Source organism: Nostoc sp. (assembly GCF_036919615.1).
GTDB lineage: Bacteria > Cyanobacteriota > Cyanobacteriia > Cyanobacteriales > Nostocaceae > Nostoc.
The window spans coordinates 22,043-36,064 of record NZ_JBALCN010000025.1; the positions used below are offsets into that span (position 1 = coordinate 22,043).

A 14,022-nucleotide genomic window follows, 5' to 3' on the forward strand; every position below is an offset into this window, starting at 1 on the left:
AAAATATATTTGCAACTTCAATTCAAGTATAAATACATAAAAAATTCACCTAAAAAACGCTGTTAGTTCACGTCCATAATCAAAAATACCAACGGTCATGGTATTTAATAAATTATGTACTTCTAAGCGAATGTTTTAGAATGAAAACTCGTAATGCTTTAGTCACGTTAACGATTTGTCTACTGTTGGTACTCACAACTACTTTCTTTGTGAATATCCACAAAGTCTCAGCTGAACCCATAAGCGATTGTCATAAACTTGTGACAGGCACGTATCTGACGCCATTATCTGATGATCGGGGTCAGTTTTATGGGATTACAACGTTCACTCAAGATGGCAACTTTGTGAGCAGTGCCTCAACCCAAACTGGTAATCCCTCTTTTCAACCCTTTAGTAATGTGCAGGGCAGTTGGGAGTGTACTTCAGATAGAGAGATTACTGCCATAGGACTCGACTTCAATTACCCAACAGCGACATTACCAGGCTCAATTACCAGAACCGATTTTCGTGCGACATTTGATCCGAAAGCTGGGATAGTGCAAGCAACAGCAAAACTGAGGTCGTTCTCACTAAACGCAAATCCGCTTAGTGATGATGCTCCAGTAACAGCAACGTTAACTTTCACGGGGCAGCGTGTTAAAGCTGGACAATAAAGTGAAGGCGACTAGTACCGCAAGGCGGAAGTCAAAAATCAAAAGTCAAAAGTGTGTTGAAACCTATGCTAGCAATTGACTTGAAAAAGCGATTTAGGGCGATCGCGAGCGAATACAATGTTCATTTGCCTTCCTAATATATGCTTCATTGTTGTCAAAAACTTCCAAGACTTTGCCCTGCGTACCCTGATTCACTAGTTCTAAATTTGTTAACTCCAGATTGCCAAGTCACAGTTCCTGTCCCATTTTCAGGACGACGGAGGCATTTCCACTCAAAAGCAGTGTTTGAGGGGAGGCCAGATATAACAGTTGTCCAAACAGGTGCTGTGGGTCCTGCCTCGCTACGTTTGTCAATAATGTACTGATAAAAGACGTTGGGGTCAAGCTTAATTGCTTTGGCAGGATTTCCTTCACCTAAGGCGGGTAGATTCCCGGTGATGTATGTACTTTCGCCAGGACTGGTAAAGCCGCGATGGGCTACGGCGGGGCTACGCCCATCGCAGACAAAATGTACAGAAGTGGTTGCAGTTACAGGAGTAAGATCAAACGTGAAGGTTTTGGTAGTATTCACGTTTAGTGAGCTTGATTTAGCCAAAATCAAATTGTTGCCGACATTAAACCAACCATTTTCGGCTTTATCGAAAGCATTTTGGGAAGTCAGTTGCGGTAAAGCTGCACGATCTAGTGTCACCTTTGTTGCCTTTGCTCTGTCAACCACTAAGCGGATGATGTTCTGACGTGTTGTCACTGCTCCAGAAAATGTAGAACCATTCACATTGGTAGCAGCAGCAATTGTGACCTTAACTGTGTCAGCACCGATTTGCTGCTGTTTGAGTTCAGTTAAGCGATAGTGATAAATTGGACGCTCGTTCGAGTCATAGTCTAATGTTTCACCGTCATCTTCATAAAGAGTAAAGCCGGATGGTGCACGATCGGCATACACTCGTAGAATTAACTGATCACTATTCCTGTTATTCTTTCGTCGTCCATAAGCATCTTTTGTATCGGCATCTACATACATTTGCGGCAAAATGGCTCCAGCCTTGGCAAAAACAGGTAAACGGAACAGCCCATTGCGATACACTGGAACATTCTTCACTGTTTGTCCTCCGCTCTTAATCCATTCGTTGGTATGGTAATTAATCCATCTTCCTGCGGGTAAGTAGATGTCACGTTCATATTCTCCATAACGAGCCACTGCTCCCACAAGTAAATCGCGACCAATAAGTTTTTGGTTAGCCATTTGCCGAACATTAGGATCGTTTTGATAGTAGAAGGGCAATGGTGCAATCACAGGCTCTGCAAACAAGTGAGCACGATAAGCCAAACTGTAGTAGTAGGGAATGAGTTCGTAACGTTGGCGAATATTGGCTAGGTTACTTTGAATCTTGCCAATGCGGTCAGGTGAAGTTTCATATGTTATGTCAGCTTCAAGGAACTGATTATGTGTGTGGGGTCGCACAGGTACGTCAAACCAAGCTGCGTTGGCAAACCACTGGGTATAAGTTTCGTCTTCATAACCCCGATAAGACCCTTGCTTGTCGTTACCGGGCAGTGCCGATCGCTCAAAACCACCAATATCAGCGCCATAATAGTCAATCCCAGAGAATGACATGTGCATTTGAGCATTAAAGTGGGTAGTCAGAGATTGCAGGTTTGAACCTATATCGCCTGACCACATAGCAGTACCATAGCGTTGAGTTCCAGCTGCACCTGAACGAGTCATAATAAAAGGACGGGGATTTGTTATCCCTAAATTATCGGTTTGCCCTTTTTTAGCAATGTATCCTTGCCAAATAGAGCGACTCCACAATAAGTTATAAAGATTGCTAATATCAGCGTGCTGGATTTTGCGTCCTGAAACTGTAGTTTCTACACCTTCATAACAAGCACTGGAGTTAAATTGTTCTGGTTCACCTAAATCAGTCCAATGAAAATTAATACCCAATTTCACTAAATTGGGAAAACGCCGTTGCTCGTGAATCCAACTCCCTGCTTTTGAATCAGACCAGTCAATCATTGAACCTGTACCCCAGAAATTCTTTGCACTAAGTTCAGTTGGATTTGATTGCTGATTAAAATCACAGGTATTGCCAGCGCTACGCCGATATGCCAATAAATTTGCTGGGATCTCTCGATAGGTATTGGTAGATTTAGCAAGATACGATTCTTCAATGACTGCTAATCGAATGTCATCAGACGCATACTGACGAATTTTAGACGCAGGGTTGGGGAAAAAATAGCGATCGTCTGCAACTAAGGGGTCTTGGTTTTCGTCCCAATTCAACCGACCCATCGCACTGCCTGTAGACTCATCAACGGATGTCTGCGTGTTGTCAGGAATAATTCCACCAAACCAGTTCAAATCAAGCACGAAGCCATCGATTGGGAAATTATTGCTTCGCAAGCCGCTCAAAATCGTATCAATCTGCTTCCAATTGTCATAACCATACTCTGAAACCCACAAACCAAAGGTTTTACGAGGTGGAACTGGTGGGCGACCTACTAATTCTAGAAATTCTTTGCGTAAGTCCAGCAAATTAGCTCCTGTCATAATGTAGAAGCGAAGCTGGTCACCGGACGTCCGCACTTGCCACGGAGATTTGGTGAAATTCCACTCTTGTCTATAAACGTTGTCTAGGAACAGGGCGTAGTTGAGATTGTTCTTACCAACAGCATAGTAAACCGGAATTTGTACGTTACCGACCTTACCACCGCCAAAATCCTCAAGGGCATTGCCAAATTCTCCGCCTGTTCTTTCTTTAAGGGTAAGCCAATCACCATCAGCAGATCCAAGTCTCTTGAAGTTTTGCCCAAGACCATAAATATTCTCGATCTGCCCCTGCTCTATATTTAAGCCTTTCACGGGTTGATTGAGATCGACAGGACAGATTTTAGTTAATTCAACATTCTGCCTCGTCTTGTCGTATGCAGTGATGCAAAGAGTATTGGAAGCAATTTTTAATCGGATATTTTTGGTTTCAATGACACTGCTACCAGATGGTGGGGAAGGCGAAGACGGGCCTGAATAATCAGTCTTCAACACCATTGGTGAGGTATAGAGGGGTTGATTACGATTGCTCCCGTTACTGATCGCCGAAACCTCAAAATAGACTAAATCATCGTCTAGAACTTCAACAATAAGGGAAGCTGAACGATTACTGAATTTAGTTCGATAAACACTTGCCTGTGCGATCGAGGGGATTATGCAATAACAGGTAGCTAGAGCAATATAAGCTCCAAACAAACAAAAACGCATAATTTTTATTATAAACAGAGATAGTGAATACTTTTAGATAGCGTAGCGTGTGACTTCTGTGATCCATAATCTCATATCTTGCACTTGACTTTTCCTGTTAAGTTTCTCAAGATCGCTGCTTATGATACCGCAGTTGCAACTCTTCAGTCTTTCCATACCGATTTAGTTACGGTAAACCGAGAAGTACAGTTTAATTTTCGTGATACCGTAGAACCTATTTATCACCAGTCAGTAGAAGAGAAACACCGATGACACCATGTTTTGGAGGTAGTGCGATCGCCTCATTCAAATAATTTTCAATGGACATAGGCAAACCTTGAGCGATCATCTCTATTTATTTATAGGTGGATTTTGTGAAGGCGACAGCACAACTGATTGCGACATAATTGTGATAATTTTATTAGGCGATACCGTATCACTTTCCTACGGAACGCTCCGCGAACGTGGAAGCAAGCTACGCGGAGTGTGTGGTAGAGAAGGCTGGCTACGCCTACGTATAAAGTACCCGCCAAGGGCGATGCCTTTGACAACCCCTCCGATGTACGGAGTAGTAATAAATAATTTAGGATTGCTATTAAGCTTTTTAATTCCCAAATGCCATGCAAAACCGCAATTTGACAGCTACCGACATTGCCCTAGACTTGCTCTTTAACCGCTTTGCCCATAATGACGTAGGTTAAGCTGATCGTCATTCTCCTAAATTCTCACTCTCAAAAATGGTTCCTTCCAGACGAGTTTATTTATTGTTAGTTTTGGGTATAGTGATGTCTACGATGGGCGTAGCAGCAGCCCCGATCCTATCCCTTTTTCTCAGTATTAGAGCAACGATCGCCATCACTTTGTTATTTGATGCTATCATTCTAGGATTGATGGCTATAGATGGTTTACGGGTGCGGCGTTCTCGCGTGCAAATTACCCGCGAATTACCGTCACGATTATCGATTGGGCGAGATAATCCAGTGATCTTAAAAGTAACATCGCCAAATGCTAACGCCCTAATTGAAATCTGCGATTACTACCCAACAGGGTTTGGCGTATCTGCACCCGCACTCCAGGCTATTGTTGAGAGTAACAGCACCCAGGAATTGACGTATACTGTCAACCCAACACAGCGCGGAGAGTTTCCTTGGGGAAATATTCAAGTCCGACAGCTGGGACTTTGGGGATTAGCTTGGGATGATTGGCAAATTCCCCAAAGTCTGCCAGTGAAAGTTTATCCTGATTTAGTGGGGTTGCGATCGCTCACAATTCGGCTGACACTGCAATCATCAGGATCAATGCGCCAATCTCGCCAAACTGGTATTGGTACAGAGTTTGCCGAACTGCGGAACTATCGCACTGGTGACGATTTGCGGTTTATTGATTGGAAAGCTACCGCCCGTCGGGTTGGAGCCTATGGTAATGCAATGCCACTGGTGAGGGTTCTGGAACCAGAACAGGAACAAACATTACTTATATTGCTTGATCGTGGACGGTTGATGACAGCAAAAGTGCAAAGTTTGCAGCGGTTTGACTGGGGTTTGAATGCAACTTTGTCCTTAGCTTTGGCGGGGTTACACCGAGGCGATCGCGTAGGTATTGGTGTATTTGACCGCCAGATACATACGTGGATTCCCCCAGAACGCGGTCAACATCATTTGAATCAGCTAATTGATCGCCTGACTCCAATTCAACCAGTATTATTTGAATCTGATTATTTGGGAGCGGTGACAAATGTTTTGCAGCGTCAAACTCGCAGGGCGCTGGTGGTGGTGATTACCGACTTAGTTGATATTACCGCCTCTACAGAACTCCTCGCTGCCCTCTCCAAGCTAGCACCCCGCTATCTGCCATTTTGCGTGACTCTGCGAGATTCGCAAGTTGATCGTCTGGCACACACCTTCACAGATGATGTTACAGATGCTTATGCCCGTGCAGTGGCACTCGATTCATTAATGCAACGACAAGTAGCATTTGCCCAGTTGAAACAAAAAGGTGTATTGGTATTAGATGCGCCAGCAAATCAAATTGCCGATCAGTTAGTTGAGCGATATCTGCAACTTAAAGCGCGGAATCAACTTTAGTAGCGTTGCATTGATAAATTGAATGCGAGGTGCTGAAAATAGCAAAATACGGTATTGCTGAATCAAGGGATGATTCTTGTGGGGTGGGCATCTTTGTAAAAATATAAAAAAGTTGTACAATTTAAGCGCCTACAAGCATTATTATATCGTTAGCTACTCAGAAATTTTGAAAAAAGAAAGTTGTACAATTTCATCATACTAACATCTAAAAACAAATAAAAAAGTTGTACAACTTTTGGAAAGCTTAATAGGCAAAGGTTTTAACCTATTTTTGTAAGGGATGAGGCTTATGATCGTACTTTCTTTATTTATGAACCCTTTGCCCTTTTCTACTCCTTGGTAAAATAGCTCGTCGTTACAATGCTCTAGGACAATTAGGATATTCGAGACGATATGTAGTACTCTTTCTTTAGCTTGCGTCCATTCCTCTGTGACCCTGATCATAAAAAATAATCTCAGGCATAGCGATCGCAAGCAAGATTGTTCCTATTATTGATGTGTTATGAGGTTTTTGGTTGCGATCGCATCTCGTAATTCAGTATGAGATGTATAGACAGTTATGAGTACTGAGGTTATAACTCAAGGAAGATGGACTTTCATGATAGGGAAGCCAAAACTAAACCTCAAAAATTGGCAACCACAATTAAATGAAGCGACTTGTTGACTTCAGCCTACCTCATAACTATTTAATCCAGCACTTAGCTAAATATCCCTCTCTTAAGGTAATTACCCCAACTTCACTTGCAGAACGAGCATTAAAAGTACCACACCAAAGCTTAGAAACTTTGGGAAAACAAAGTCTGCTAAAAGCAGGTATTCGAGTTGCACCAATACTAATCGCATCACGCTTGCTGCATACAGCAGTAGGTACAGTTATTCAAACATCTGATGTTGAAGGAACTACACGCGCTCTGTCTTCTGCGGTCAAAGCTATATTGCGTGCCGGAATCAATCCAGAATCACTTGCTGCTGTTAATAATAATCGTACTCAAAAACTAGCTCTTTTAGCTCAAACATACGTAAGTTTGCTCAAAGAAAGGGGCATGATAGATCCTGCTGAAGTTCTGTGGCAGGCTAGTGATTTTATTACCAAACGTCAACCAGTTTTAATTTATGGTTACTTTCATCCATGCACTGACCAACTTAACTTTTTAAATGCGATCGCAGATGATGACAGTGTGATGGTATTGCCTTGTCCAGAGTCTAGCACCTTTGTAGATACTCAAAAAGCTGTGGAATGGTTACAGCAGAAAGGCTGGGAAGTACAAGTCTTGGAAGAAAGTACTCTTTCACTAGGCGAGCAACTGCAAGATTGTTTCCTTAATGCAACAATAGTTCCTCCTGATGTCAAAGCCTACATTTATCCACACCTTGAATCAGAGGTACGCGGCACGTTAGCCCAGGTAAAAAATCTTCTCAGCCAAGGAACGCCAGCAAATGAAATTGTACTTGTAGCTAGGGATGATAGACTCTATGGCCCGTCAGTGTTAGATGTAGCTTACGAGTACAAATTACCAGTACGCGCTCTTTATGGAGTACCGTTGAACGCCACTAGGCTGGGAGCTTGGGTGCAGTTACTATTGGAAGTTATCCAAGAAAAATTTTCCTTTGAGTTAACTGCCAGATTGCTTAGGCATCCCTTGTGTTCTTTTTTGTCTGCCCAAGTTTGGCAAGAAGCTCGTAAACATCATCCATCTGACCTTTTGGCATGGCAAAGTTTGGGCATTAACCTTTCCCTGCTCGATTGGCAGTACGAAGATACTCGCGCTAATTGGGTAGAACGGATGCAAGATGTATTGAATAAGTTTAACTTGCGTCAAGGTGCAGGAGGTTGGGCTAGGGAGATTGTTGCTTATTATGAATTTCAGGAAGTGCTGGTGGACTTGTCAAAACCAGAAGAGGAGGTCATCACTTTCGGAGAATTTGCTGCGGATGTGATGGGCAGTTTAGCACTGGTGACTGTGCCTGCTCAACCTGGTAGAGGAGGTGTGGAATTACATACACCCCTTTCCTTATTTGGAGCAAAATTTCAGCACGTTTTTATCTTAGGTGCAGTTGAAGGAATTTTACCAGCGCTAGTACAAGATGATCCAATATTAGATTTCTATGAACGTAAACTACTACGCCAACAGGGGTTTGAGTTTGAGGATGCGGCACAAGCAGCGCGAAGAGAAGTAATTTCATTCTATGCTTTACTACAAACTCCTACCCAAAGCTTGACTTTTTCTTACCCGCAGATGATTGGTAAGGAAGCCACTTTACCCAGCCCTTACTTGTCCCGATTGAGATTGGAAGTTGTGCAACCTCCACCTTTACCTGTTGCCAGCTTAGAAGAGGCACGACAAATTTATCTTCGACGTGAGATTTTAGCAGACGATGATGTTTTACCACAGGCATTTCATGCTTGGAATGTGGAAAAACGAAGAGAAGGAGCAGACACTTATGATGAGTACGATGGAGTAATTGGTCTGCCATTAGACCCGGATAGACGAGTATTTAGTGCATCTCAACTAACTGCTTTGGGCCAATGTCCCTTTAAATGGTTTGCTAATAAAGTTTTAAAATTGGCAGAGTTGGAAGAAGCTGAAGAAGAATTAAGTTCAGGATTAAGAGGTTCTCTCTATCACCGTAGCTTGGAACTAGCTTTATTAAATACTTCAAATCTAAACAGAATTACAGAGAATTTACAATCAGCTTTTGTACAAGCAGAACAAGATTTACAGTTACCTGTCTTGTCAGCCTGGGAAGCTCGAAGAATAGAACATTTAAAAGTTTTAGAGCGTGCTTGTGTGCAACCTGATTTTCGTCAATCAGAGGCAGAGTTTTTCCATGTAGAGAAAGAGTTTAGTGGAGAATGGCATGGCTTAAATATTAAAGGTGTAATTGATAGAATAGACCGCACTCCCCAAGGTTTAGTTTTATTAGATTACAAAACCAGTTCTCAAGTACCAAAGGGGATTAAAGATGAATCTGGTAAAGCTAATGTAGATATTCAACTACCTCTATATATTCACTTCGCTAGTACAACTTTATTTCCTGGGGAAACAGTACATGAAGCTTATTATTATTCTCTAACCAAGGGCAAAAAGCTTCCTAAGAAACAACCAAGCCAAGAAACACTAGAAGTGATCGCCCAAAAAATAAAAACTTACTTGCAAACAGGATATTACCCTGTTTCACCGGATGTTGATCAAAATGCCTGCCAGTATTGCCCTTATGACTTAGTTTGTCGTAAGGGTTCCCGCCAAAGCCGTAAAGGAATTAACCTATGAGTTTGACTGAACAACAACAAAGAGCAGCCTATGCCAATAGTAGTGTTGCAGTTATAGCAGGTGCGGGGACTGGTAAAACCTATATGCTTGCTAAACGCTACTTGTATCATCTGCAGGTGCGTGAGTTTTCACCTTTAGAGATTGTTGCAGTTACATATACAGAAAAAGCGGCTGCGGAGTTGCGATCGCGCATTCGTCTTTTGGTCAGTCAGGAATTACCAGAACGTTCTAACTTATTGGCAGAACTTGAGGCGACTCAAATTAGTACTATCCACGCTTTAGCAATGCGAATCTGTCGGGAACATCCCCAAGCTGCGGATGTGCCACCTGATTTTACAGTTTTAGATAAACTGGAGGGAATTCTTTGGGTAAGCCAGTGGTTAGATGAAGCATTGGATTCTTTGCCAGTAGAGCTTTACGAAAAAATTCCTTATTCTTTGATGTCCCAAAGTTTGCAGGCATTGCTTAAAGACCCAATTGCTGCTGAGAAAGCTCTAGCACAGGGTACTGAAAAATGGCAGCAATTGGCACAGGAGTTACAAGCAAAAGCTCTGAGTGAGTTGTTGCAGCATCTCACTTGGCAACAAGTTCGCATGACTCTACAAACTTATGTGGGACAAGCAAGCGATCGCTTGGAAGTAGAAACCCGTCAACCAGCTTTGCAAGCAATGAATGCTGTAGAGTCGGGAGAAAATATTATAGAATCGCTATTGGTGATAGTTGGACTCAAACTTAATTTTGGTAGTAAAAAGAAATGGCCGGAAGGAGCCTTGGAAATTGTTAAAAAAACTATCGATGCACTACGAGAATTAGTCCAAAAAGCTCTTAAAGATGGTTTAGTAACTCTAAAATTTGGTGTGCCTGATGAGCAGTTAAAGACTATGCTACCAGCACTGCAAGAAGCGTTTAGTTTAGTACAAAAACATATTAATCAAGAGAAACACCGTTCTCGTGTTTTGGACTTTGCAGATTTGGAAGTTGGCGCACTGGGAGCTTTACAAGATGAGCAAGTACAGTTTTATTATGCTCAACGGTGGCAGGCTTTTTTAGTCGATGAATTTCAGGATACTAACCCTGTTCAGTCGGAGATACTACAATTACTTACGCAAAATACTTTACTGACTATAGTCGGGGATGCTAAACAATCAATTTATGGGTTTCGCCGTGCTGATGTTGAAGTATTTCATAGTTGGCGCGATCGCATTACCAGTTGTGGTGGAAATGAAGAGATTTTAACTACTAGCTTCCGCACTCATAAATTACTAGTGGATGATATTAACAATATATTTGCTCCATTGCTAGGTAATATACACCAAAATTTAGATGCTGATCGCGCAGACTGCCCTAATTCTTACCCACCAGTACAAGTTTATACAGTACAAGCCGAGTCAGACATCAATAAATCTCAGCGTTTAAGAGTAGAAGCTTGTCATATAGCGGAACTACTCAGACAAATGCTAGATGACCAAACCCCGGTTTACGATAAAAAAACTCAGATGCTGCGTCCAATGCTGCCTGGAGATATTGCAATATTGTCTCGCACATGGGAACCGTTGGAAGTTTATGGCGAAGCTTTGGAAAGTGTGGGAATTCCTGTCGCTTTGGCTGGCGGTGGTAATTTACTGGCCACAAGAGAGGCTAAAGATGGTTGGGCATTGTTGCGTTTTTTGGCTGATCCCAGTGACGATTTAGCTTTAGTGGCAGTGCTGCGTAGTCCGTTTTTTGCAGTTAGTGATAAAGTTCTGTTTACTTTCATTCAAAGACAAGAGGAAAATAAGATCACAGAAAAAGACGAAGAATCGAAAACTAACTGGTGGCAAAAACTCAAATCATCTGATATTGCTGAATTACAGCGACCAATACAAGTATTGGGTCAACTGTTGCGCGATCGCAATTTAGAACCCCCAACTCGCCTTCTGCAACTAGCAAATCATCTAACTGCTTACACTGCTGTCATTACTAACTTACCGGGTGCAGCACGGCGAGAAGTTGACTGGCGAGGTTTTGTAGAATTAGTACAGCAGTTAGAACATGGCAGCAGTGATGTGTTTGCCGCAGTCCGTCGTCTTAAGCGGTTAGCAGCAGCAGAAATAAAAATACCCCGTTTACCTTTATCAGCTAATGATGCAGTGGCTTTAATGACTATCCATGCAGCGAAAGGTTTGGAATGGTCAGTAGTAGTTATTCCTGATTTAGCTCGTTCCCAACCCCATACCAGCGAAACAGTTTACTTTGACCCTGCACATGGTGTTGCTTTGAAGCTAGAGGATGAGCAAGGTGAAACGCAAAAGCCTGTGCTTTACGTTTGTTTAGAGCATTTGCGGAAACAGAGGGAAGAAGCAGAGAGTTTACGGGTACTGTATGTAGCTTTAACCCGTGCGCGAGATCAACTGATTTTGACTGCAACCGATGAATCTGGTGGTAGCCTATCTAAGCTGGCAACTGGTTTAGTTGCTGCGGGAATTAGTATAAATACTATTCCTTTTAATCCAGAATTAGCACAACCTCCAGTTCCACCAGAACCACCTTTACCACCAGAACCCCATAGTTTATTAATTAATTCTGTAGGCTCAGGTTTATTTGAATTGCCTGTCACTGCTTTAAGTGAATATGCTCAATGTCCTAAAAAATTTGCATATCGGTTTATACAAGGTCATCCAGGAATTGGCTCAGGCGTTGGAAGGGCAAGGCGAGTCGGAACTTTGGCACACTTGGCTTTGGAACGGGATATCCGCGACTTAGAAACATTAGCAGGATTTGACGTTAGTTTGGCAAAAGAATATGTTGATGAGGCTTTGCAGCTAGCACAGCGATTTGATCGGGTGGCAGATTTTGCCTTGTTTCAAAAAGGGCAGTGGGAGTTGCCTGTAAATTTGAATATTGGGCGCTTGACCTTTAACGGTATTGTTGATTTATTAGGAGAAGACTGGGTTCTAGATTTCAAAACTGACCAAGAAATAGACCCACAACATCACCGATTTCAGCTTTGGGCTTATGCACAAGCAACAGGAAGCACTAATGCCCATATAGCTTACCTGCGGCATGATTATTTGCACTCATTTAGCATTGAGGAATTGCAAAACACTGGTCAAGAGGCAGAAATTTTAGTTCAACAGATTTTGGATGGAAATTTCCTGGCTAATTCTTCCCACGCTAATTGCGGCTTTTGTGCCTATCAGGAAATTTGTGACGAACGTTATCAAGAAACTGGTGAGACAGCAGATACAGAAAGCCAAGATAAGGAAGACAGCGAGGATGAAAATTCTTCTTCATGATCAAAGTTATCGTCTGAGGTGAAGACACAGCTTGAACAACCAAATATTGCTGAATATGAATTAATATCCACAAAAATTAGCAGCTACTTTCCCCAAGTGGCAGAAATGTACTATTGGCTAATTATAGTTCCATGTGATGCCTGCGGTGGGCAATGCGATCGCACTCAAAAAATCAACTTTCAAGAAATTGCCGAATTTAGTAATAATAGATACATCAATGTCAACTTAGAATTAAGTCGAGAGTTACTAGAGTTGACACAACGGCAGCGTTCTAAACGACCAGTTCAGGTCGCGCCTGCTCATTTCACCCCGTCTTTGCAGTTCGTTTTTTCATTATTTTGCGTAAGTCCTGTTTCTTTAGCAGGCACTGGAGATAATCGATAACTTGCTCAGAAGACAGATGGCTCATACAGGGGTGGTCTGGCACAAGACAGGACTTATTGCTAAAACTATGCTCCTGACACAAGGTACATTTGAAGGTTGAAAGCGCTAGATGTACGTGAGGTTGTCTTGGTTTCCACAAATGTATTGGACTGGCTCCATCGCCGTCAACATCATTACCAAACAGAGCAATTGTATGGCATCCCACCGCAGATGCAATATGCAATGGCCCTGCATCCACTGAGATGAAGGCTTTGGTTTGAAGAAATGCACCTGCCAATTCTAACAGAGATGTCTGACCTCTGAGATCAATCAAAGCAGTAGTTTGTAACAACTCGTCCTCTATAGAACCTGCATTGTACAGCGTTTTCTGTATTTTTGGCGCACTGCCCACTAAACCGACACTCAGTCCTTGTGCCGCACACCACTGGATAACTTGCTGCCAAGCATGAATCGGCCAGAGTTTAGCTGGTCGGGTGGCTGTCACATGAATTAGCACATCGGGTACAGGAAAATTAGGTTGTTGACTGGGCAGTTCTAGCTTGAAAAAGTCGGTTTCAACATAGGCTAAACGACAGAAGATTTCCCCAATGTAGTTGCTCTGAATCACGCCTTGATGCCTTTCGACCAATTTAGAATTATTCCAATCTTGATCCTGGAGCAGACGTTGAATTGAATTCGCATTTTCACCTCCATCAAGCTTTTTCTGAAAGTCTCGTGTCAGGGCTGCTCCTGTCACATACAGGGGACGTAGGGCAGTTGTCATCACTAGGTTGATGGGGCTGAATTCATCACAATTAATCGCTAAATCGTAAGAGCCTGCAACTTGTTGCCGTTGATGCACTACTTGCGCTAACTGCGTTAAGATATCATCGCGATCACTATACAGAGAAAAGCGCCAATCAATGTAGGGACAATAGAGTTCAAAATCTTGGGTTACGTCACTGCCAAAAAAATCCAACGTGCAATCTGGATATTTTTCTTTCAGACCTCGCAGCAAGGGGGTAGTTACTACATAATTGCCAACCTTGCTGGAGCCGAATACGGCAAGATGGGGATGGGGGCGTAAGGATTGATCGACAAAAACCTGCATATTAGGGATTTCTTATAAATTTTTCA

At 42.5% G+C, this 14,022-nt stretch carries 8 protein-coding genes; 6 read left to right on the plus strand and 2 right to left on the minus strand.

Annotated elements, in window-relative coordinates; genetic code table 11:
- The first annotated feature begins 140 nt into the window (after window positions 1-140).
- Complete coding sequence (locus tag V7K48_RS08850; RefSeq protein ID WP_335071534.1) at window positions 141-653, plus strand: hypothetical protein; 513 nt, start codon at window positions 141-143, stop codon at window positions 651-653.
- 154 nt (window positions 654-807) lie between these two features.
- Here the strand turns inward: V7K48_RS08850 and V7K48_RS08855 are convergent, their stop codons facing one another.
- Window positions 808-3,912 (minus strand): TIM-barrel domain-containing protein, encoded by a 3,105-nt coding sequence (locus V7K48_RS08855; RefSeq protein WP_335071536.1) that lies wholly within the window; start codon window positions 3,910-3,912, stop codon window positions 808-810.
- Between the two features lie 316 nt (window positions 3,913-4,228).
- Between V7K48_RS08855 and V7K48_RS08860 the strand changes: the two genes are divergently transcribed.
- The 5 genes from V7K48_RS08860 (at window position 4,229) to V7K48_RS08880 (ending at window position 12,906) form a co-directional block, all read left to right on the plus strand.
- A complete protein-coding gene (locus V7K48_RS08860) occupies window positions 4,229-4,564 on the plus strand; it encodes a hypothetical protein (protein WP_335071538.1) in 336 nt (111 codons plus the stop codon).
- A gap of 64 nt (window positions 4,565-4,628) precedes the next feature.
- On the plus strand, window positions 4,629-5,975 hold the full coding sequence (locus tag V7K48_RS08865) for a DUF58 domain-containing protein (RefSeq protein ID WP_335071540.1): 1,347 nt from the start codon (window positions 4,629-4,631) through the stop codon (window positions 5,973-5,975).
- A gap of 647 nt (window positions 5,976-6,622) precedes the next feature.
- Window positions 6,623-9,247: a PD-(D/E)XK nuclease family protein gene (locus V7K48_RS08870; protein WP_335071542.1), complete on the plus strand. Its 2,625-nt coding sequence runs from the start codon at window positions 6,623-6,625 to the stop codon at window positions 9,245-9,247.
- Window positions 9,244-12,522 carry a UvrD-helicase domain-containing protein gene (locus tag V7K48_RS08875; protein WP_335071544.1) on the plus strand — a complete coding sequence of 1,093 codons (3,279 nt, stop codon included), beginning with the start codon at window positions 9,244-9,246 and terminating at the stop codon, window positions 12,520-12,522. The genes V7K48_RS08870 and V7K48_RS08875 overlap by 4 nt, the downstream gene beginning before the upstream one ends.
- Window positions 12,523-12,540: 18 nt before the next feature.
- Window positions 12,541-12,906: a hypothetical protein gene (locus V7K48_RS08880; protein WP_335071546.1), complete on the plus strand. Its 366-nt coding sequence runs from the start codon at window positions 12,541-12,543 to the stop codon at window positions 12,904-12,906.
- Here V7K48_RS08880 and V7K48_RS08885 read toward each other — a convergent pair.
- On the minus strand, window positions 12,827-13,996 hold the full coding sequence (locus tag V7K48_RS08885; protein ID WP_335071548.1) for a glycosyltransferase family 9 protein: 1,170 nt from the start codon (window positions 13,994-13,996) through the stop codon (window positions 12,827-12,829). The two genes, V7K48_RS08880 and V7K48_RS08885, sit on opposite strands and share 80 nt — an antisense overlap.
- Window positions 13,997-14,022 lie beyond the last annotated feature (26 nt).